The 21,212-nt window shown below is 73.0% G+C and carries 20 protein-coding genes; 9 read left to right on the top strand and 11 right to left on the bottom strand.

What is annotated here, in order from left to right:
* The first annotated feature begins 45 nt into the window (after positions 1 to 45).
* Positions 46 to 1,047: a 5'-3' exonuclease gene (locus ACOACO_RS13045; protein ID WP_420296702.1), complete on the top strand. Its 1,002-nt coding sequence runs from the start codon at positions 46 to 48 to the stop codon at positions 1,045 to 1,047.
* A 6-nt stretch (positions 1,048 to 1,053) separates the two neighbouring features.
* On the opposite strand, the gene ACOACO_RS13050 is transcribed toward ACOACO_RS13045, so the two are convergent.
* Positions 1,054 to 1,425 (bottom strand): DUF427 domain-containing protein, encoded by a 372-nt coding sequence (locus tag ACOACO_RS13050; protein WP_420296703.1) that lies wholly within the window; start codon positions 1,423 to 1,425, stop codon positions 1,054 to 1,056.
* Positions 1,426 to 1,581: 156 nt separating this feature from the next.
* On the opposite strand from ACOACO_RS13050, the gene ACOACO_RS13055 reads away from it, so the two are divergent.
* The 6 genes from ACOACO_RS13055 to ACOACO_RS13080 all read left to right on the top strand — a co-directional run bounded on the left by ACOACO_RS13055 (position 1,582) and on the right by ACOACO_RS13080 (position 6,506).
* Positions 1,582 to 2,775 carry a TRAFAC clade GTPase domain-containing protein gene (locus tag ACOACO_RS13055; protein ID WP_420296704.1) on the top strand — a complete coding sequence of 398 codons (1,194 nt, stop codon included), beginning with the start codon at positions 1,582 to 1,584 and terminating at the stop codon, positions 2,773 to 2,775.
* A complete protein-coding gene (locus tag ACOACO_RS13060) occupies positions 2,772 to 3,176 on the top strand; it encodes a hypothetical protein (RefSeq protein ID WP_420296705.1) in 405 nt (134 codons plus the stop codon). The genes ACOACO_RS13055 and ACOACO_RS13060 overlap by 4 nt, the downstream gene beginning before the upstream one ends.
* Before the next feature lie 138 nt (positions 3,177 to 3,314).
* Positions 3,315 to 3,881 (top strand): hypothetical protein, encoded by a 567-nt coding sequence (locus ACOACO_RS13065; RefSeq protein ID WP_420296706.1) that lies wholly within the window; start codon positions 3,315 to 3,317, stop codon positions 3,879 to 3,881.
* A gap of 75 nt (positions 3,882 to 3,956) precedes the next feature.
* Positions 3,957 to 5,342 carry an MFS transporter gene (locus ACOACO_RS13070; protein ID WP_420296707.1) on the top strand — a complete coding sequence of 462 codons (1,386 nt, stop codon included), beginning with the start codon at positions 3,957 to 3,959 and terminating at the stop codon, positions 5,340 to 5,342.
* Positions 5,339 to 5,950 (top strand): hypothetical protein, encoded by a 612-nt coding sequence (locus tag ACOACO_RS13075; protein ID WP_420296708.1) that lies wholly within the window; start codon positions 5,339 to 5,341, stop codon positions 5,948 to 5,950. Before ACOACO_RS13070 ends, ACOACO_RS13075 begins: the two co-directional genes overlap by 4 nt.
* Before the next feature lie 85 nt (positions 5,951 to 6,035).
* Positions 6,036 to 6,506 carry a hypothetical protein gene (locus tag ACOACO_RS13080; protein ID WP_420296709.1) on the top strand — a complete coding sequence of 157 codons (471 nt, stop codon included), beginning with the start codon at positions 6,036 to 6,038 and terminating at the stop codon, positions 6,504 to 6,506.
* A 30-nt stretch (positions 6,507 to 6,536) separates the two neighbouring features.
* Here the strand turns inward: ACOACO_RS13080 and ACOACO_RS13085 are convergent, their stop codons facing one another.
* From ACOACO_RS13085 to map, 10 genes are all read right to left on the bottom strand, one after another.
* Positions 6,537 to 7,757, bottom strand: coding sequence for an MFS transporter (locus ACOACO_RS13085; RefSeq protein ID WP_420296710.1), 1,221 nt, complete (start codon positions 7,755 to 7,757; stop codon positions 6,537 to 6,539).
* A 23-nt stretch (positions 7,758 to 7,780) separates the two neighbouring features.
* Positions 7,781 to 8,524, bottom strand: coding sequence for a respiratory nitrate reductase subunit gamma (gene narI, locus ACOACO_RS13090; RefSeq protein WP_420296711.1), 744 nt, complete (start codon positions 8,522 to 8,524; stop codon positions 7,781 to 7,783).
* Positions 8,521 to 9,165 carry a nitrate reductase molybdenum cofactor assembly chaperone gene (gene narJ / locus ACOACO_RS13095; RefSeq protein ID WP_420296712.1) on the bottom strand — a complete coding sequence of 215 codons (645 nt, stop codon included), beginning with the start codon at positions 9,163 to 9,165 and terminating at the stop codon, positions 8,521 to 8,523. The genes narI and narJ overlap by 4 nt, the downstream gene beginning before the upstream one ends.
* Complete coding sequence (narH, locus tag ACOACO_RS13100) at positions 9,162 to 10,841, bottom strand: nitrate reductase subunit beta (protein WP_420296713.1); 1,680 nt, start codon at positions 10,839 to 10,841, stop codon at positions 9,162 to 9,164. The genes narJ and narH overlap by 4 nt, the downstream gene beginning before the upstream one ends.
* The gene (locus ACOACO_RS13105; protein WP_420296714.1) at positions 10,841 to 14,626 is read right to left on the bottom strand and encodes a nitrate reductase subunit alpha; all 3,786 of its coding nucleotides are present in this window, start codon (positions 14,624 to 14,626) and stop codon (positions 10,841 to 10,843) included. The genes narH and ACOACO_RS13105 overlap by 1 nt, the downstream gene beginning before the upstream one ends.
* A 135-nt stretch (positions 14,627 to 14,761) precedes the next feature.
* The gene (locus ACOACO_RS13110) at positions 14,762 to 15,391 is read right to left on the bottom strand and encodes a DedA family protein (protein ID WP_420296715.1); all 630 of its coding nucleotides are present in this window, start codon (positions 15,389 to 15,391) and stop codon (positions 14,762 to 14,764) included.
* Positions 15,392 to 15,465: 74 nt separating this feature from the next.
* Positions 15,466 to 16,554, bottom strand: a complete 1,089-nt coding sequence (locus ACOACO_RS13115; protein ID WP_420296716.1) for an alpha/beta hydrolase family protein — start codon at positions 16,552 to 16,554, stop codon at positions 15,466 to 15,468.
* Position 16,555: 1 nt separating this feature from the next.
* Positions 16,556 to 17,248 (bottom strand): SanA/YdcF family protein, encoded by a 693-nt coding sequence (locus tag ACOACO_RS13120; RefSeq protein ID WP_420296717.1) that lies wholly within the window; start codon positions 17,246 to 17,248, stop codon positions 16,556 to 16,558.
* Positions 17,245 to 18,219 carry an SDR family oxidoreductase gene (locus tag ACOACO_RS13125; RefSeq protein WP_420296718.1) on the bottom strand — a complete coding sequence of 325 codons (975 nt, stop codon included), beginning with the start codon at positions 18,217 to 18,219 and terminating at the stop codon, positions 17,245 to 17,247. The genes ACOACO_RS13120 and ACOACO_RS13125 overlap by 4 nt, the downstream gene beginning before the upstream one ends.
* Positions 18,220 to 18,555: 336 nt before the next feature.
* Entirely contained in the window at positions 18,556 to 19,332 is a 777-nt protein-coding gene (map, locus tag ACOACO_RS13130; RefSeq protein WP_420296719.1) for a type I methionyl aminopeptidase, read from the bottom strand.
* A gap of 66 nt (positions 19,333 to 19,398) precedes the next feature.
* Here map and ACOACO_RS13135 point away from each other — a divergent pair, with 66 nt between their 5' ends.
* On the top strand, positions 19,399 to 19,704 hold the full coding sequence (locus tag ACOACO_RS13135; protein ID WP_420296720.1) for a helix-turn-helix transcriptional regulator: 306 nt from the start codon (positions 19,399 to 19,401) through the stop codon (positions 19,702 to 19,704).
* Positions 19,705 to 19,815: 111 nt separating this feature from the next.
* Positions 19,816 to 21,162, top strand: a complete 1,347-nt coding sequence (gdhA, locus tag ACOACO_RS13140; RefSeq protein ID WP_420296721.1) for an NADP-specific glutamate dehydrogenase — start codon at positions 19,816 to 19,818, stop codon at positions 21,160 to 21,162.
* The last annotated feature ends 50 nt before the right edge of the window (positions 21,163 to 21,212 follow it).

Raw genomic sequence — 21,212 nt, forward strand, 5'->3', positions numbered from 1 at the left:
GTGGCCTCCACGCAGGACGGGCCCCTACGATGGCTCCGATCCCCGATGACCCACCCCGACGACGACACCCGCAAGCTGCTGCTCGTCGTCGACGCGCCATCGCTGCTGCACCGCAACCACCACGCCCGCGCCCACACCCGGGCTCTCGACCGCGCCGGCCGGCCGGTCTGGGCGCTGCACGGGATGCTGCGGCAGATCATCGAGTCCATCGACCGGTTCGCGCCCGACGCCGTGCTCTTCGGCCTCGACGACCGGACGGCGTCGGTACGCCGCGACGCCTACCCGGCGTACAAGGCCGGCCGCGCCGAGAAGCACCCCGAGCTGATCAGGCAGCTCGAGCGGGCGGGAGCGCTGCTCGACGCGCTCGGTCTGGCGACGCTCACCCCGCCCGGTCTCGAGGCCGACGACGTCAGCGCCTCGGGCGCCGCCTGGGCGGGCCGGCACGGCTGGGACTGCGTCATCATCACCTCCGACCGCGACACCTTCGCCCACATCAGCGACCACACGAAGGTGCTGCGGCTGATCGACGGCGGCATCAACGGCTCGCCGCTGCTCGACCCCCGGCGGCTGCACACGATGTACGGCGTCGCTGCGGAGAACTACCTCGCGTACGCCGCGCTGCGCGGCGACGCCAGCGACAACCTCCCCGGCGTACCGGGGATCGGGGAGAAGACGGCCGCCATCCTCCTCAAGGCGGCCGGCTCGATGCAGGCGGTGTGGGCCGACGTCGAGCACGGCGACGGGAGCACCGTCGCCGCCGCCCTCGACTCGTGGGCGGTGGACAACGGCAGCCCCCGCCTCGGCGCGCGCGTCGTACGCCACCTCACCGCGCCCGGGGCGCGGGAGCGCTACGACTTCAACGTCTCGATGATGCGCGGCCACGACGACCTCGAGCTGGGGCTGACCCCCGATGTGCCCGGCACACCCGGCCTGCTGCCGCTCGACGTCGACCGGGTCAGCCGCGTCGTGGGGTTCCTCAACGTCGAGGCGACGACGTCGCTGGCCGTGCGGGTCCTGACGGGTGCCCCCGCCTCGGCCGGTCGGTGACGTCGGTCAGCCGACGCTGATCTCGACCTGGTCGGGGTAGAACGCCACGTGACCCGCGATGGGGGCGACGGCGTCGTACGGCGCGTCGTACCCCCACACCGCGTTCTCCGCTCGCTCGTCACCGTCGACGAGCGAGAAGTAGCCCGCCTCGCCCTTGTAGGGGCAGTACGTCGCGTGGCTCGTCCGTTCGAGGACCGACGCGTCGACGTCGGCGAGCGGGACGTACTGCGCCGGCGGGTAGTCGGCCTCCTGCAGCGTCAGTGCGCGCTCGGTCTCGGCGATGACCCGGCCGTGGCGCGTCACCACCACCCGGCCCTCCGTGGGCGTGACGGTGATGGGGTGGGTCTCGTCGGGGATGAGATGCGGTCGCTCGGTCATGACGTGGGTAACACCACCCGGTGGCAGCGTCATCCCGACCACTGATCGACCGCTCTTGAGCCCGACGCGATTCCTGCAGCTTGTGCGGGCCTGGCACATCCGACCGGAAGCCAGGAACACATGCCAGCCGTCGGCCCGCCGCGCTAGGTTCCCCTCATGGCGAAGTACCCCCGGATCCGGGAACAGCATGTCGCAGTGTTCGGTGAGAGCGGATCGGGCAAGACAGTGCTCGTCTCTTCCTTCTTCGGCCCGACCCAGGAGGGGTCCTACAAGAACGATCTTTGGGACCTCGTCGCAGATGACACCGGCCAGGGCAACCGGCTGTACCAGAACTACCTGGGCATGCGGGACAACGCGACGGCACCGATGGCCACCCGCTTTGCCAACACCACCTACTACTTCTCCCTGAAGCTTCGAGGCGCGGACCTGGACGCCGCCAAGAAGCGGCCCTTCGACGTTCTCCGGCTCGCCTGGCACGACTACCCAGGTGATTGGTTCCAGGACGAGCCCTCCAGCGACGAGGAGCGGAACCGGCGCACGGACACGTTCCGATCGCTGCTCAAGTCCGACGTCGCCCTGTTGCTCGTGGACGGGCAGAAGCTCCTCGACTACGAGGGGCAGGAGGAGCGCTACCTCAAGTCGGTGCTGGGCAACTTCCGACAGAACCTGCTGCGTCTCAAGGACGACCTCCTGTCCGGCGAGGGGCGACTGGTCGAGTTCCCGCGCATCTGGATCCTCTCCCTGTCCAAGGCTGACCTGCTGCCGGACATGGACGTCCACGCCTTCCGCGACCTGGTCATCCTCAAGGCAGCTGAGGAGATCGAGAGTCTGCGGACCACGCTTCAGCAGTTGATCGACACCCCCGACGCGCTCGCGATCGGCGAGGACTTCATGCTGCTGTCCTCCGCGAAGTTCCAGCTCGCGTCCAACGCCGGTGCGCCCGTGGAGATCGACCTCACCCGACGCGTCGGTGTCGATCTCGTCCTTCCCGTTGCTTCGTTGTTGCCGCTCGAGCGCCGCGTTCAGTGGCAGTCGAGGCTGACCATCCCCATGAAGGTCCTCGACTCTCTCGCCGATGGCGCCGAACTACTGGCAGCGGGACTCACCGGTGGAAAGTTCGTGCTGTTGGAGAAGGCGTTGGCGAGACTGCCGAAGACCGGAAAGGCCTCGAAGGTTGCCGCCAGGGTCGTCCCGATCCTTGCCGAAGCCGTGGAACTGGCTGGTCCCAAGCTCCGGGAGATGAACGAGCAGGCACGCGCTCAGCACGACTACCTGCGCGCCACCCTCACACAACTCAAGCTCGACCTCGAGCAGGGGGTCGCGGACAACGTGATGCGGAAGGCCAAGTGAGCGTCGGGCCCGCTCAGGTCACACGGCTCATCTGGGCGACGCGGGGACGTTCTTGGGTCTTCCGATTCCTGCTCGACGCCGGTCTGCACGACCCACTCCCCCTCTACGAACGCGCATTCGGCGCTCTCCGCGACCAGCCGGAGGCGTGGCGTCGCGAGGGGTCCGACGTGGCGCTTCGGTTCCCCGACCCCCAAGGTCGGACCGACACGGCCGGCCGGATCATCCCTCACGAGTTCGTCGTGATCGGCGCCCTCGCCCCACGGATCGAGTCGATCCAGGACGGGCAGGACCAGGTGTGGCCTCTCGTCAGCGAGGCGTACGCCGCCATCTGGGACTCCCCCTCCCCGCCACCAACCCTCGAACTCGAGCACGACGAAGGCTTGCAGGTTCGCTTTCGCTGACATCTCGTCAGACGTTCTTATCCGACCTGGTCCGGGTACCACAGCTCCGCTGGGACCGTTCGCAGCGGAGCGATGCACCGTGGTTTCGACCAGACAAACGGGCGGCGTCGCGCCGGCCGGTCGTCCACACTCGGGCCCATGAAGCAGACCAAGATCCTCCGCCGGCTCGAGAGCTCGCTGACCGACGGACGGATCGTCACGGTGGTCCGGGACCAATTCGAGGCCGACCAGATCGACGGGTTCGTCATCGCCCTGACCGACGACTGGGTCGTCCTGCACGCGCTGGCGGACGGTGTCCACCTTGACGACATCGCGATGCTGCGGCTCCGCGACGTCTCGCGCATCTGGTTCCGCGACGACGACCCCTACCACCACCGGGCCATCACAGCCCTCAACGGGCCCGTGGCGTCGTTCGACTGCGCGCCGGACGTAGGCACCGTCGAGCTGCTCACCGCAGCGGCCGCCACCGCCGACATCTTCGCTATCCACCTGGAGGTGCTCGAGGGCGAACCGCTCGCGATCGGACGCCTGCTCGACCACGGGAAGAAGCGCTTCACGCTGCACTACGTCGGTCGCGACGGAGAGTGGGCCCGCGCGAGCGAGCGCTGGCGGTACCGCGACGTCACGCGCATCGAGGTCGGCGGGCGGTACCTGGACGCGCTCAACCAGTTCGCAGACCCCTATCCCGACGCCGACGCGAGCTGAAGGTCCCCGACGACCCGGCGGAGCACGCGGCGACGCGCCCGCGCTCCCCCACCACCCCTTTGCGACGATGACCCGGTGCACCGACTCGTGGGCCTGCTGCTGACCGTCACGGTCGGTCTCGTGCTGGCCGACTCGGCGATCGTCACGCTCGCGCTGCCCGAGATGCTCGAGCAGCTCGACGCGTCGGTCACCGAGGTCGCGTGGGTGCTCATCTCCTACAACCTCGTGCTGGGGGTGCTCGCCGTACCGGCCGCCCTGCGACCGCTCCGCGTCCGCCCGCGCATCCTCGCCGCGGCCGGCATCGCCGTCTTCGCCGGCGCGTCGGCGTGGTGCGCGGCCGCCCCCACGATCGAGATGCTCATCGCGGCCCGCTGCCTGCAGGCGGTCGGCGGGGCGTTCGCGCTCGTCGGTGCGCTCGAGCTGCTCGTCGCCCGCTCCGGCGAGCGGCGGGGCGTCGCGGCGTGGGTGACGGCCGGTGTGGTCGGTACGGCGGCGGGCCCGGTCGCCGGCGGCCTGCTGACCGAGGCCATCTCGTGGCAGGCGATCTTCATCGCCCAGGTGCCGTTCGCGGCGCTCGCGGTGCCGGCGGCGCTCGCCGTACGCACCCGGCGAGAAGGGCACCCCGCCGCCCCGGAGCCGCCGGTCGCGCACCGCCCCGTCATCGGCCACAACGTCACCCTCGCCCTGCTCTCGGCCGCGCTGACCGCGGCGCTCTTCCTGCTGGTGCTGCTGCTCGTCGAGGGGTGGCGCCACTCCCCCGCCACCGCCGCCCTCACCGTGTCCGTCATCCCCGTCGCGGCGCTCGCCGCCCAGCCCCTGGCGCGGCTGCTGCGGACCACGCCCGACCTCGAGCTCGCCGCGGGCTGCGTGCTCGTCGCCGGCGGTCTCGTCGGTCTCGCGCTCCCGCCGTCGGCCGACCTGTGGTGGACCGTCGCACCGCAGGCGCTCGTCGGTCTCGGCCTGGGGCTCAGCGTCGACCAGCTCACGCACCTCGCGATGAAGGACCGGCTCCCCCGGGCCCGGCACGCGGCCTGGACCATCAGCGCGCGCCACCTCGGCGTCGTGCTGGGGCTGGCGGTGCTCACGCCGGTCTTCACCGCCGACCTCCTCGACGCCGAGGAGCCCGCGACCGAGGCGATCGCGGCGCTGGTGCTCGACGCGCCGCTGCGGCCCGACGACAAGATCGCCGTCGCCCGGGCGCTGGGCTCCCACCTCACCGACCAGCGCGGCCAGGTGCCCGAGCTGGACGGGGCGTTCGCGGAGCTCGACGTACGGGCCGAGGACGAGGCCGTCGTGGCCGACCTCGAGCGCGGCCTCGACGACCAGCTCGACCGGTCGGTGTCGCGGGCGTTCCGCGACTCCTACCTCCTCGGCGCCGGCCTCGCCGGGCTGGCGCTGCTCTCCGTCGTGCTGACGGCCGCTGTGGGCGCAGCGTCGCGGTCCCGCAGGAGCACGGCGTGAGCGCCGGACTGCGGGCCGGTGCGCTCCCCGGGCTGGCGCTGGCCCTCGTGGCCGGCGTCGTCGGCGCGCAGGTCGCGGCCGGCGGTGGCGACTTCGCGCCGCTGCGTCCGGCCGACGCCTGCGCCGACCGCTCGGTGGCCTCGCAGGCCGACGGCATCGAGGGCCTCACCGAGCAGCTCGTGCTGCGCGGGATCGACGACGCCGCGTGCACCCTCGACGTCAGCCGCGAGGCCCTCACCCTCGAGCTCGCGCAGCAGGACGAACCCACCGACGCGCAGGTCGACGCGGTCCGCGACGGGCTGCGTGCGGCGGTGGGCGAGCTCGCCGACGAGGACGCGCTCCCCCCGTCCTCCTCGCTCGTCGACGAGGCCCTCGAGGGCGCCGACCTCAACCGCTTCGTGGAGGGCGCCATCCGGCTGGTCCCCGACTCCGTGGTCGACGACGCGCTGCCCACCGAGGACGTCCTGACCCGCGCGGTCGACGAGCTCGACGTACGGGCAGTCCTGTCCGACCTCGACGACGCCGAGGCGCTCAACGAGGCGGTGCAGGACGCGGTCACCCAGGCCGTGCGGGACGAGCTGACCGACCGGGTCCGCAACCTCGTCTGAGAGCCGGAGTCACCCCGCCGCTGCCGCCCGGGCACCGGCTTCTGCGTTCCCCTGCGTCCCGGGCCCATCGGTGACACCCTGCAGCGTGCCCTCCCCCTCCCGCCGCACCGTCCTGCGCGCCACCGCCTGGTCGGTCCCCGTGGTCAGCGTCGTCGCCACCGCTCCTGCGTTCGCCGCCAGCGCGCCCGGATCCCCGGTGCTGGCGCTCGCGCTGTCCGAGGGTCCGGCACCCGACCCCGCCATGCGGCGGGTGACCGTCAGCGCGACGAACCCCAGCACGTCGCCGCTGGAGCTCACGGTCGTCATGCCCTGGCACGCTGCCGGCGGGTCACAGCTGTTCGAGGTCGACTACGGCAGCGGGTGGGCGTTCGTCGGGGACGGCACGATCGTCACCGGCTGGCTCACCGTCGCCCCGTCGACGACGGCCCCGTCGTTCTGGGTGGACTACGTGGTCCCGGCAGGGGTGAGCGAGGACATCACGCTCACGTTGTCGGCGCCGGGCTTCGACAGCGTGGCTGCCGTGGTCACGCTGCGGTCCACGGCCCCACCGGCGTGAGTCGACGAGGACACGGGGAGACGCAGCCCGTCAGGCCCGCCCGGCCTCTCCGCGCCCGGCCGGCTGCCGGGCCGTGAACAGCAGCGCGCCCAGCGCCACGACGACGAGCAGGGCGAGGCCGAGGCCGTAGTCGTCCAGCACGACGCCGTACGTCGCGCCCATCACCAGTGGCGGGAAGAAGCCGCCGAGACCGCCCGCAGCACCGACGAGGCCCGTCACGGTGCCCACCTTCTCCGGCGGCGACTGCACGGCCACCCAGGCGAAGACACCACCGGTGCCCAGGCCGAGGAACAGTGCGAGCAGCACGAACGCGATGCCCGCGGGCACCTCCGCCGGCGGCTCGAGCGCCACGACCACCGCGAGGACCGCGGTGCCCGCCAGCGACGCCATCACCACGGTCCGCGGGCCCACCTTGTCGGCCAGGACGCCGCCGAGCGGACGGGCCAGCACCGCGGCGATCGCGAAGCCCGCCGTGCGCGTGCCCGCCCCCGTCAGGTCGAACGCGTAGACGTCGGTCAGGTAGGTGGGCAGGTACGTCGAGAACGCCACGAACCCGCCGAACGTGACGGCGTAGAGGAACGACATCCGCCAGGTCACCGGCAGGCGCAGGCCGAGCGCGAGCTTCGGCAGCACCGGGTTGTGGTTCGGCGTCCATCGCGGGGAGTCCCGCAGGAACGCCCAGCAGAGCACCGCGGTGAGGACGAGGGCGACCGCGACGAGCACGTGGGTCGTGGTGTACCCGAACGACTCGACGAGGCGAGGCGTGAAGAAGGACGACAGCGCCGTGCCGCCCATGCCGGCGCCGAACACGCCGGTCGCGAACCCGCGGCGGGGCGCGTCGTACCAGGCGTTGACGAAGGGGACGCCCACGGCGAACGTCGTGCCGGCCACGCCCAGGAAGAAGCCGAACACCAGCAGCAGGGGGTAGGACCCCCGCTCCCCGGCGAACGCGACGAGGAGGACGAACGGGGCGGACGCGGCGAGCAGCAGCGGGAACATGACCCGGCCGCCGTACCGGTCCGTCATCGCCCCGGCGATGATCCGCCCCAGCGAGCCGACCAGCACGGGGATCGCCACCAGCAGCGACTTCTCCGAGCCGGTGAGGTCGAGGTCCTGCGCGTAGCGGACGCCCAGCGGGCCGACGAGGTTCCACGCCCAGAAGCTGACGACGAACGCGAAGGTGGCCAGGGCCAGGTTGCGACCCTGGCCGGTCAGGTCCGCCGCGGTGCCGGCGGGGCTCGTGGTCGTCATGGGCTCTCCTGGGTCGGGCCGGCTCACGGCCGGTCGCGGTCGGACGTCCCCACCGCGCTCCAGCCGCGGCGGGCGGGGCGGGCGGCGGCGACGTCGTCGCGGCTGCGGTAGACGATGTAGGGGCGGAACAGGTAGTGCACCGGCGCCGTGAAGGCGTGCACGAGCCGCGTGAACGGCCAGATCGCGAAGAGGGCCATCGCCACGAGCACGTGGGCGTGGAACTGCGTCGGGGCGGCGGCCATCGCCTCCACGTCCGGCTGCAGCGTGAACAGCGAGCGGAACCAGGGCGAGACCGTCTGGCGGTAGTCGTGCGCCTCGTGGCCGGCCCCGACCGCCTTGAGGGTGGTCCACAGCCCGAGCGCGATGGTGGCGACGAGCACGACGTACATGAGCTTGTCGTTGCGGGTGGTGGCCATGAAGACCGGCCCGGTCGTGCGGCGGCGGTACAGCAGGATGAGCAGACCGCCGAGCGTCATCACGCCCGCCAGGCCGCCCAGCACGAGCGCGTTCACGTGGTAGAGCTCCTGGCTCACACCCACGGCCCTCGTCCACGACTCCGGGATCACCAGCCCGATCACGTGGCCGACGAGCACCACGAGGATGCCGGCGTGGAACAGCGGCGACCCGATGCGCAGCAGCCGCGACTCGTAGAGCTGCGACGAGCGGGTGGTCCAGCCGAACTTGTCGTAGCGGTAGCGCCAGGCCGTCCCGGCCACGAGGACGACGAGCACGAGGTACGGCAGGACGCCCCACAGCACGGTGCTCACGCGCCCGCCCCCTGGCCGATCACCGGCAGCAGCCGCGGGTCGTAGGGCTCGAGCCCGACCGCCTCCGGCGCCGGCGGGCCGGCCATCGCCATGGCGGCCCGCCGGTCCGCCGGGGACTCCCCCGGCAGCGTGGCGCAGACCGCGGCGACCGCACCGGCGTACGGCGTGCCCCGCTCGAGCAGCGCGAACCGCAGCAGCTCCAGCCCCGGCCGGAAGTCGAGCAGCAGCGCGCTGCCGGCCTCGAGGTCGGCGAGCGCCGCGAACTCCAGCACCATCGACAGGTGGTCGGGCAGCTCCCCGCCGGTGTCGACGAGCCAGCCGCTGGCCCGGTACGCGCTCTTGAACCGCCCCAGCACCTCGCCGCGGCGCCGGGTGTCGCCGTCGGTCCAGTACGACAGGTGCAGCGCGTGCTTGCGGTCCAGGTCGAACAGCTCGACGTACTCGCTCTGGAGCGTCGCGAGCGGGGTCCGGGCCAGGTGGTCGACCAGCACGCCCAGGGCCGGGTCGACGCCCGGGTGCTCCTCCAGCGCGGCGCGCAACGCCGGCAGGCGGCCCACCAGGTCCTCGTCGGGGTAGGACAGCATCCACGCGGCGACCTGGTAGGTCACGCGGGTCGTCATCTCGTCGCGGCGGCGCCTCACCGCGGGTCCTCCCCGCTCGCGGGCCGCTGCGCGGGGAACAGCCCCTCCGGGCGCCCGTTGCCGTCCCAGTTCAGCAGGTTGACCCGGCCCCGCATCGACTCCTCGGACGTGGCCCGGTCGGTGGTCTGCCGGTCGCGGAGCGCGTGGAACGTCTCCACCGCGACGGGCACCGGCGCCCCGCTCGCCTCGCCGAACGGGCCGGAGTCGTACATGCCGGGCCCCTCGTCGTAGTCGAGCGAGCAGCCCATCTCCTCCAGCCGGTGGGCGTCCTCGACGTGGGCGGTGGGGATGACGTAGCGCTCCTCGTACTTCGCGATCGCCATGAGCCGGTACATCTCGTACAGCTCCTGCTCCCCCATCCCGACGGCCGCCGGGATGGACGCGTCGGGCTCCCGGCCGAGCGTGACGCCCCGCATGTAGGCGCGCATCGCGGCGAGCTTCTGCAGGACGCCGGTGACGACGTCGGTGTCGCCGGCCGTGAACAGCTCGGCGAGGTACTCCACCGGGATGCGCAGCGCCTCGATGGCGCCGAACAGGGTGCCGGCGTCCTCCGCGTCGTGGCCCTGGGAGGACAGCAGGTCGACCACCGGCGAGAGCGGCGGGACGTACCAGACCATCGGCATCGTGCGGTACTCCGGGTGCAGGGGCAGCGCCACCCGGTAGGTCTTCGCCAGCGCGTAGACCGGCGAGCGCCGGGCCGCGTCGAGCCAGTCGGCGGGGATGCCGCTCTCCTGCGCCGCGGCGACGACCTCGGGGTCGTGCGGGTCGAGCATCAGGTCGAGCTGCGCCTCGTACAGCTCCTGCGGGTCCTCGACGGAGGCCGCCGCGGTGACGGCGTCCGCGTCGTACAGGAACAGGCCGAGGTAGCGCAGGCGCCCGACGCAGGTCTCCGAGCACACGGTCGGCAGCCCGACCTCGACCCGCGGGTAGCAGAACGTGCACTTCTCGGCCTTGCCCGAGCGGTGGTTGAAGTAGATCTTCTTGTACGGGCACCCCGTGATGCACTGCCGCCAGCCGCGGCAGCGGTCCTGGTCGACGAGCACGATGCCGTCCTCGCTGCGCTTGTAGATCGCGCCGGACGGGCACGACGCCATGCACGACGGGTTGAGGCAGTGCTCGCAGATGCGGGGCAGGTAGAACATGAAGGTCTGCTCGAGCTCGAGGCGCACCTTGTCCTCGGACTCGCGGCGCAGCTTCTCCACGACCGGGTCGAGGTGGCCCATCTCGCTGGAGCCGCCGAGGTTGTCGTCCCAGTTGGCCGACCACGTGATCCGGGTGTCCTCGCCGGTGATGAGCGACTTGGGCCGGGCGACCGGGAAGTCGTCGCCGAGCGGCGCCTCCACGAGGTTCTGGTAGTCGTAGGTCCACGGCTCGTAGTAGTCGCCGAGCTCGGGCTGCACCGGGCTGGCGAACAGGCCGAACAGCTTCTTGAGCCGCCCGCCCGCCTTGAGCCGCAGGTTCCCGCGGGGGCCGAGCTCCCAGCCGCCGCGCCAGCGCTCCTGGTCCTCGTAGCGGCGCGGGTATCCCTGGCCGGGCCGGGTCTCGACGTTGTTGAACCAGACGTACTCGGTGCCGGCGCGGTTGGTCCACGCCTGCTTGCAGGTCACCGAGCAGGTGTGGCACCCGATGCACTTGTCGAGGTTCATGACCATGCCCATCTGGGCCATCACGCGCATCAGTACCGCACCTCCTGGGAGCGCTTGCGCACCGTCGTCACCATGTCGCGCTGGTTCCCGGTCGGGCCGAGGTAGTTGAACGTGTACGACAGCTGCGCGTAGCCGCCGATGAGGTGCGTCGGCTTCACCAGCAGCCGCGTGACGGAGTTGTGGATGCCGCCGCGGCGCCCCGTGGCCTCGGACCTCGGCACGTCGATCGTGCGCTCCTGGGCGTGGTAGACGTACACGACCCCGGCCGGCATCCGGTGGCTCACGATGGCGCGCGCCACGAGCACGCCGTTGGCGTTGACGCACTCGACCCACTCGTTGTCGTGGACGTCGATGCTGCCCGCGTCCTGCGGGCTCATCCACACGGTCGGCCCGCCCCGCGAGAGCGACAGCATGAGCAGGTTGTCCTGGTACTCCGAGTGGATCGACCACTTCGAGTGCGGCGTCAGGTAGCGCACGGTGACCGTCGCCCCGTCGGGCCCGAGCCGGGGTTCCCCGAACAGGCGGTGCATGTCGAGCGGCGGCCGGTACGTCGGGAGGGACTCGCCGAGGTCGGACATCCAGTCGTGGTCGAGGTAGAAGTGCATCCGCCCGGTCAGGGTGTGGAACGGCTTGAGCCGTTCGATGTTCACCGTGAACGGCGCGTAGCGGCGCCCGCCGGTCTCCGAGCCCGACCACTCCGGGCTCGTGATGACCGGGACGGGCTGGCGCTGGGTGTCGGCGAACGTGATGCGCCGCTCCTCGGACCCCTCGGCCAGGTCGGCCAGCGGCCGGCCCACCCGCTCCTCGAGCGTCCGGAAGCCCTGCAGGGCGAGCCGCCCGTTCGTCGTGCCCGACAACGACAGGATCGCCTCGGCCATCTTCACGTCGGTGTCGAGCGCAGGACGCCCGTCGCCGGCGCCGCCGAGCATGACGCCGTTGGTCCGCGCCAGCCGCTCGACCTCCTCGCCCAGGCGGTAGGTGACGTTCTTGACCGTGAAGCCCAGCTCGTCGGCGAGCGGCCCGATCGTCGCCAGCTTGTCGGCGATGGCCGTGTAGTCGCGCTCCACGACGGTGAACACCGGCAGGTCGCGGCCCGGGCGACCCGGTCGGTCGGCGTCGCGCCAGTCGGCGACCCGGCCGCCGGGGTTGGCGACCTCACCCGGCGTGTCGTGCTGCAGCGGGACGCTCACCAGGTCCTTGCGGACCCCCAGGTGGGTGCGGGCCATCTCCGAGAACCGGCGCGCCAGCAGGTGGAAGGTGTCGAAGTCGCTCTTCGCCTGCCACGGCGGGTCGATCGCCGGGGTGAACGCGTGGACGAAGGGGTGCATGTCGGTCGAGGACAGGTCGTGCTTCTCGTACCAGGTGGCGGCGGGCAGGACGACGTCGGAGAGCAGGGTCGTCGACGTCATCCGGAAGTCGGCCGAGACGAGCAGGTCGAGCTTGCCCTCCGGCGCCTCGTCGTGCCAGGCCACCTCGCTCGGGCGCGGGACGTCCGGCGCCTCGCCGCCCTCCCCGTCGACGCCGCGGACGTTCGAGTGCGTCCCCAGCAGGTGCTTGAGGAAGTACTCGTTGCCCTTCGCCGACGAGCCCAGCAGGTTGGAGCGCCACAGCACGAGGGTCCGCGGCCAGTTCTCGGGCGCGTCCACGTCCTCGATGGCCGGGGTGAGCTCGCGCCGGTGCAGGGCGTCGGCCACGTACGACGCGGCGTCCGCGGCGCGGCCCTCGGCGACGGCGGCCTCCGCGTCGTCCGCGACCTGCAGCGGGTTAATGCCGAACTGCGGGTAGAACGGCATCCAGCCGAGGCGGGCGGACTGGGCGATCGCGTCGGCGGTGTGCTTGCCCGCGAGGTGCCCCTCGGCCAGCGGCGAGGCCAGCGAGTCCGCCGAGTACCCGTCCTGGCGCCACTGCCCGGTGTGCATGTACCAGTACGACGTGCCCGTCATCGTGCGCGGCGGACGCGACCAGTCCAGCGCGTTCGCCAGCGAGATCCACCCGGTGACGGGGCGGCACTTCTCCTGCCCGACGTAGTGCGCCCAGCCGCCGCCGTTGCGCCCCATGCACCCGGTGAGGATGAGCAGCGCCAGCATGGCCCGGTAGGTGGCGTCGCCGTGGAACCACTGGCAGACGCCCGCGCCCATGATGATCATCGAGCGCCCGCCGGACTCCTCCGCGTTGCGGGCGAACTCCCGGGCCACCCGCAGGCACTGCTCGGCGGGGACGCTGGTGATCTCCGCCTGCCACGCCGGCGTGTACGGCGTGGCCGCGTCGTCGTACCCGGTGGGCCACTCGCCGGGCAGCGGCGCGCCGTCGAGGTCCCGCACGACGCCGTACTGGGCGAGCATGAGGTCCAGCGAGGTGGTGACGAGGTGGCCGCCGACGCGCGTGACGGGCACGCCGCGGCGCAGCACCGAGCCCTCGCCGTCCGCCGCCACGAACGCCGGGAGCAGCACCTCGGCGGCGTCGACCTCCACCGTGCCGACCCCGTCGGCCACCGACAACAGGGGGTCGACGCCCTCGAGGTCGAGGTTCCAGCGGCCCTTGCCGGACTCGGCGTACCGGAAGCCCAGGGAGCCGTTCGGCACCACCGGCTCGCCCGTGGCGGCGTCGAGCACGACGGTCTTCCAGGCGTCCTCCGCCGCGCCCTCCTCCGCGCCCTCCCCCGCACCCGCCCCCGCATCCGCCCCGAGGTCGGCGGCGGTGAGGAACTTGCCGGGCACGAGCCCGCCGTCGGCGTGCTCCTCGAGCCGCACGAGGAAGGGCAGGTCGGTGTAGCGACCGACGTAGTCGGCGAAGAACGGCGTGCGCCGCGTCGCGAAGTGCTCGGTGAGGATCACGTGGCCCATGGCCATGGCCAGCGCCCCGTCGGTGCCCGCCTGCGCGGGCATCCACTCGTCGGCGAACTTCGTGTTGTCGGCGTAGTCGGGGCTGACCGTGACGACCTTCGTGCCCCGGTAGCGGACCTCCGCCATCCAGTGCGCGTCCGGGGTGCGGGTCACGGGGACGTTCGAGCCCCACATCATCAGGTACGTCGCGTCCCACCAGTCGCCGGACTCCGGCACGTCCGTCTGGTCGCCGAACACCTGCGGACTGGCCACCGGCAGGTCGGCGTACCAGTCGTAGAACGACGTCATGACGCCGCCGATCAGCTGCATGAACCGGGTGCCGACGCAGTGCGACACCATCGACATCGCCGGGATGGGCGAGAAGCCGGCGCAACGGTCGGGACCGTAGGTCCGGATGGTGTGCACGTGGGCGGCGGCGGCGATCTCGATCGCCTCGTCCCAGCTCGCCCGCACGAGGCCGCCCTTGCCCCGGGCCTGCTGGTAGCGGCGACGTCGCTCCGGGTCGCCGGTGATCTCCGCCCAGGCCAGCACCGGGTCCCCGAGCCGGCCCCGGGCCTCGCGGTACATCTCCAGCAGGACGCCCCGCACGTACGGGTAGCGCACGCGCGTCGGCGAGTAGGTGTACCAGGAGAACGCGGCGCCGCGGGGGCACCCGCGGGGCTCGTACTCAGGACGGTCCGGGCCGACCGACGGGTAGTCCGTCTGCTGGGTCTCCCACGTGATGATGCCGTCCTTGACGTACACCTTCCACGAGCACGACCCGGTGCAGTTCACCCCGTGCGTGGACCGCACCACCTTGTCGTGGCTCCACCGGTCCCGGTAGAAGACGTCGCCCGCGCGCCCGCCCTCGCGGAAGACGGCGCGGCCGTCGTCCGTCTCGTCCCACCGGGTGAAGAACCTCCCGGTCGACAGCAGGGCCCGGCTCGCCGGACCGTCCACACCCCGCGCACGCTGGCGCCCCCGAGCCCCCATGGCGCGACGCTAGGACGGCGCCGGGAGGCCCGCAAGGGGCCTGCGGGTGACCGGCCGGTGACGTCACGGTCGGCCTCGCACGACCCATCCGGGGTGCCCGCCCCGAGCGGAGGGGGAACGGGGCGCGGGCCGGCCTCAGGGGCCGGGCACGACCGCAGGTGCGGCATCCTCCGGGCTGCGTCGCCGCTCCCGCGCCGAGGCGACCTTGTCGATCACGACCCCCGCGCAGAGGCCCAGCACCATCCCGACGCCCATCGCCAGCCAGGGCTGGTCGCTGAGGCCGAACCCCGCGACGGCGCCGACGCCGACCGTGAAGCTCCCCCACAGCAGGCAGGCGCACAGGGCGAGGGGCAGCCACACGCGGTAGCGCAACGCTCCGCCGGCGACGAGGTTCACGCCGATCCGGATCACCGGCAGGAAGCGGGCCGTCACCACGATGCGCGCGCCACGGCGGGCGAACTGCCGGTCCGCGGCCTCGATGAACTTCGCGAACCGCCGATGCTCCCGCAGGCGCTCGCGGGGCAGCCTGCCCCCGATGGCGAAGCCGATGCTGTCGCCGATCAACGCGCCGACGACCGCCACCGCCAGCAGCACCAGGAGGGTCCACGGGTCGCCGGACGCGACGGTCAGCGCCGCGACGGCGATGATCACCTCGTCGCTCGGCACGGCGGGCAGGAAGCAGTCGACCACGACGAGCAGGAGCACGACTGCGTAGAGCCAGGGCGACCCGAGCGACGACCGGGCCAGGTCGAGGACTGCGTCCACCGCGGAACCTCCTCGCTCGGGCGACGCCCCAGCCTAGGTGGCCCGCCCGACGGCCTCGTACGGCGGCCACCCCCTCAGACGCCCTGCTCCCGGAGGAACGCCACCGTGTCGTCCATCGCGGCGCCGAACGACGGCCCGAAGGCGTGGGCGTCGTCGTACCACCGCAGGCGGGAGTCGACGCCGGCGGCGACCAGCGCGTCCTGCGTCGCGTCCGCCCACCGGGGCGGGCACGACTCGTCTCGCCGGCCGTGGACCACCAGGACCGGCTCGGTGATCCGGTCGAGGTAGGGGCGCGACGAGTTCTGCTCCCACCACGCCGGGTCGTCCCCGGGGAGCGCCCCGCGGCGGGCGAGCTCCGCCACCTCGGCGTCGTCGGCGGATGCGTCTCCCCGGAACTGCTCGAAGTTCTCCGCCTCGAGCGACGACACCGACGCCCAGAGCGCCGCCGCCCGCACCAGCCCGGGCTCGGCGACCAGCGACTTCAGCACCACGCCCCCGCCCATCGAGCGGCCGAGCAGCGCGATGCGGTCGTCGGCCACCGGCACCTCGTCGGTGGCCTGCAGCGCGCGGACCGCGTTGACCACGTCGGCGCTGTAGCCCAGGAGCAGCTCGCGACGGTGGTCCGGGTCGTCGTCGGACCCGGCGTGGCTGCGGTAGTCGACGTGCAGCGCGACGTACCCGCGCGACGCCAGGTGGGTCCGCTCCCGGGTCATCCCCTGCCCGCTCACGTAGACGTCGGGATCGATGTAGCCGTGCGCCAGCACCACCGCCGGGAACGGCCCGTCACCCCGGGGCACGTCGAGCACCCCCGAGATCGTGTAGGACTCGACGCCGCCGTCCCCGGTCGTGCTGCTGCTGCGGTAGGTCACGTCGTACGACGTGGACCACGCCGTCCGCTCCCGCACGGCACCCAGGCGCAGCTGGTCGCCCCGGTGGGTCTGCTCGGCCAGGCCGAGGACCGACACCGCCGGGGCCGGCGCCGCGGCGGCGGCGGCGGTCGACGTCGTCGGGGCGGGTGGTGCGGACGCCTCGGGCTCGGAGGTGGCGGCCCCCGAGCACCCGGTGAGCACGAGGGAGGCCGCGACACCGGCGACCAGGGCGCGGCGCCGCCCGCCCGACCCGAGGGGGCGGTCCAGGGCGGCCGGCAGAGGCAGGGCGGCCACGTCAGGCGCCGTCCGGTCCGGTGGCGGACCACGAGGTGCGTCCGTCGCCGTCGATCGGGATGGTGGGACCGCCGGTGACCCGTGGGCGCCACGTCGCCTCGCCCAGGCCGCGGACCCGGGCCAGCGCCTCCCGGACGTGGCGCCCGGCGTCGCCCGCGACGTACCCCTGGACCTCGATCCCCGCCGCGGTGCCGAGGTCGACGGCGCGCACCACGTAGGTGTCCTGGGTGACGACGACGGCGCTCTCGACGCCGAAGACGTCGTGGGCGCGCCGCATGGTGTGCCACGTGCTGAACCCGGCGTAGTCGACGAACACGTCCTCGGCGGGCACGCCCGCGGCCAGTACGGCGTCCCGCATCGCGTCGGGCTCGTTGTAGGCCGGCGTGCCGTTGTCGCCCGAGACCAGCACCTTGTCGACCGTGCCCGCCTCGTGCAGCGCGACCGCCGAGGCGACGCGCTCCCCCACGACCCGGCCCAGCGAGCCGTCGGGGTGCACGAACGACCCCGGCACGATCGCCACCTGGGCCGGCTCGACGGCGCCGAGCTCCCTGGTCACGTGGTCACCGGCGCGGGTCGCCACGACGACGTTGGCGCTGGCCACGACGACGGTGCACGCCGCCGCGCCGACCAGGCCGACGCGGAGCAGGCGCCGGGCCCACCGGTCCGTCCCGTGCGCGGGGGGAGCCGTGCTCACGCGGCGCCCTCGACGCGGACCGGGCCGACCGCGAGCACGTCGGGGAAGGCCACGTCGGCGAGCCGCTGCGACAGCTCCCAGACGCGTCGGCCGTCCTCCAGGCTGCGCAGGGGCCGGTACAGGGCCTGCTCGGCCGGCGGGCCCGCGAGGTGCTGGAACCCGGCCGGACCGTAGAGGCGACCGCCTCCCGCGTCGGGTGACGTGGCGGCGAGGAGCGCGGGGAGGGCGGCGGTCGCGGGGGTCCCGGCGACGCCCACGGCCGACAGCCGCCGGATCATCCGGATCGCGGTGCTCTCGCCCGTGCGGCCGATCTCCGGGCGCGCGCCGAGCAGGCTGGTGGGCGCCACGCCCGGGTGGCTGAGGTTGCTCGTGATGCCCCAGCCCCCGGCCCTGCTGCGCCGGTCCAGCTCGAGCCCGAAGAGACCGAACGCGATCTTCGAGGAGCTGTAGGCGCGCATGGGGTGGTAGGAGCGCTCCCAGTCGGGGTCGTCCCAGCTGACGGTGCCGCTCCGGGCGGCGACGCTGATCTGGGAGGTCACCCGGGCCCGTCCCGAGCGGAGCAGCGGGAGCAGGTGCGCGACGAGCGCGACGTGGCCGAGGTGGTTGGTGGCGAGCTGCAGCTCGTGGCCGTCGACCGTGGTCCGCCGCTCGGGCGGGGTCATCACGCCGGCGTTGTTGACCAGGGCGTGGATCGGCCGACCCTCGCGGTGCAGCCGCGCCGCGAACGCTGCGACCGACGCGAGCGAGGACAGGTCGAGGGAGCCGAGGGTGACGCTGGCCCCGGGGGTGCTCGCGCAGATCGCGGCGGCCGCCGCCTCACCCTTCGCCCGGTCGCGGACGGGGAGGACGAGATCGGCGCCGGCGGCGGCGAGACGGCGGGCGAGGGCGAGGCCGATGCCGTCGCTGCCGCCGGTGAGGACGACGCGCCTGCCGGTCATGTCGGGGACGGTGATGTCGTGCGTGCGGGCCATGTTGCGCTCCTGGTGGTCGACGTGGTGCCCGGGGTGGGCGGGTCGTGCTGTGCCACCACCGTCCGGCAATCCCGCCGCGCGAGGCAGGGCCTGTCGATCCCCCTCTCGCAGACTGGCCCCTCCTCGTCCCGCACCGGGCGCAGAGGGGGATCGGCGGGCCTGTCTGCGGCCCGCCGGGGCCGGTAGAAGCGACCCCGAGCCCACCGAGGAGGAGACGACCAGGGCCTGCACCTGACCCTGGACGAGCGGACCACCTCTTCCGGCTCGTCAGGCCGCCAGCCGCCGCCGAGCGGGGCCAGCAGCGAGCACGTCAGCCCCCGCCCCCGTGCGCGCTCGTCAGGCCGGCGGCGCGGCAGTCAGCACCTCGGCCCCGTCGATGGTGATCGCGACGGTGTGCTCGGAGTGCGCCGTGCGGCAGCCGGTGGCGCTGCGCAGCGTCCACCCGTCGGCGTCGGTGACGAGCCGGTCGGTGTCCGCCATGACCCACGGCTCCAGCGCGAGCATCAGCCCGGGGCGCAGGACGTAGCCGCGGCCGGGCCGCCCGATGTTCGCGACGTGGGGGTCCTGGTGCATCGTCGAGCCGATGCCGTGGCCGCCGAACTCGGTGTTGACCGGGTAGCCCGCCTCGGTCAGCACGGTGCCGATCGCGTGGGAGATGTCGCCGATGCGGGCGCCGGGGCGGGCCACGGCGATGGCCGCGGCCAGGGCCCGCTCGGTGACCTCGACCAGCGCGACGCTCTCCGCGGGCCGCGCCTGCCCCACGACGAAGCTGATCGCGGCGTCCGCCGCGACGCCGCCGGTGAGCAGGGCGAGGTCGAGGGTGAGGAGGTCCCCGTCGGCGAGCGTCCGGTCGTGCGGGCGGCCGTGCAGCACGGCGTCGTTGACCGCGGTGCAGATGTGGTGGCCGAACGGGCCCCGGCCGAAGGACGGCGCGTAGTCGACGTAGCAGGACTCCGCCCCGGCGTCGGCGATCATCTCGGCCGCCCACCGGTCGATCTCGAGCAGGTTCGTGCCGACCGTCGCACGCTGTCGCAGGGTCTGCAAGATGTGACCGACCAGGGCGCCGGACACCCGGGCCTGGGCCAGCTTCGCGGGGCTGAGGATCTCGATCACGAGCAGGACTCCGTCCAGGGTCGGATAACTATCCCGGCAATGTTATCCCGGTACTACTATCGGCCCATGGTCCGGCTCCCACTCTCCCCCGCCGAGGTCGAGCGCGGTCGACGCCTCGGCGCCCTCATCCGCCGCGCCCGCGGCGAGCGCCCGATGCTCGAGACCGCGCTGAGCGCCGGCGTGTCCCCCGAGACGCTGCGCAAGATCGAGTCCGGCCGGGTCGCGACCCCCGCCTTCCCCACCGTCGCGGCCATCGCGGACGTCCTCGGCCTCTCCCTCGACGAGGTGTGGGCCGAGATCAGCGGCCCGACGGGCGGCCGGCAGCGCGCCGCTGTCCCGGCCCACGACCCCCGCGCCCGCCTGAGCTCCTAGCGCCGGGCGCACCCGCGGCTGCCGCCGGGGCGAAAGACTCCTATTGTTACGGGCGTGTAACACGTCCTGACCACGACGAGCGCCCGTGCGCCGTCCCACGGAGGAGCCCCCATGTCGATGCTCGACGAGAAGCTGCAGCCCATGTTCGAGGAGGTGCTGCGCCGCAACCCCGGTGAGGACGAGTTCCACCAGGCCGTGCACGAGGTGCTGGACTCCCTCGGGCCGGTCGTCGCCAAGCACCCGGAGTACGCCGACGCCGCGATCATCCCGCGGCTGTGCGAGCCCGAGCGGCAGATCATCTTCCGCGTCCCGTGGGTCGACGACAGCGGCCAGGTGCAGATCAACCGCGGCTTCCGCGTCGAGTTCAACTCGGCCCTCGGTCCCTACAAGGGCGGCCTGCGCTTCCACCCGACGGTCTACCTGGGCATCGTGAAGTTCCTCGGCTTCGAGCAGATCTTCAAGAACGCGCTGACCGGCCTGCCCATCGGCGGCGGCAAGGGCGGTTCGGACTTCGACCCCAAGGGTCGCTCCGACGCCGAGGTCATGCGCTTCTGCCAGTCGTTCATGACGGAGCTCTACCGCCACATCGGGGAGTACACCGACGTCCCCGCCGGCGACATCGGCGTCGGCGGCCGCGAGATCGGCTACCTCTTCGGGCAGTACAAGCGGATCACCAACCGCTACGAGTCGGGCGTGCTGACCGGCAAGGGCATCGGCTGGGGCGGCTCGCTGGTCCGGACCGAGGCCACCGGCTACGGCACCGTGTTCTTCGTCGACGAGATCCTCCGCAGCCGCGGCGACAGCCTCGACGGCAAGAAGGTGGTCGTCTCCGGCTCGGGCAACGTCGCCATCTACGCGATCGAGAAGCTGCAGCAGCTCGGCGCCGTCGTGGTCGCCTGCTCCGACTCCGGCGGGTACGTCGTGGACCCCGACGGCGTCGACCTCGCGCTGGTCAAGGACATCAAGGAGCGGCGCCGCTCCCGCATCGCCGTGTACGCCGACGAGCGGCCGCGCGCGTCGTACGTCGAGGGCGGCTCGGTGTGGCAGGTGCCGTGCGACGTGGCGCTGCCGTGCGCGACGCAGAACGAGCTGAACGGCAACGACGCCGCGGCACTCGTCCGCAACGGCTGCCAGGTGGTGGCCGAGGGCGCGAACATGCCGTGCACCCCGGAGGCCGTGCGCACCTTCAGCGAGGCCGGCGTCTCCTTCGCGCCCGGCAAGGCCGCCAACGCGGGCGGCGTCGCCACCAGCGCGCTGGAGATGCAGCAGAACGCCTCGCGCGACTCCTGGTCCTTCGAGCACACCGAGGAGCGGCTCGCCGAGATCATGCGCAACATCCACCACCGCTGCCTGACGACGGCCGACGAGTACGGCCAGCCCGGCAACTACTCCGCGGGGGCCAACATCGCCGGCTTCACGCAGGTCGCCGACGCGGTGCTCGCCCTCGGCGTCATCTGACGCGGCGCCGGCCCGGGTCCGCCCGGGCCGGCGCGCCGGTGGCACGCCCG

It is taken from the genome of Nocardioides sp. CPCC 205120, from assembly GCF_048654585.1.
Classification (GTDB): domain Bacteria; phylum Actinomycetota; class Actinomycetes; order Propionibacteriales; family Nocardioidaceae; genus Nocardioides.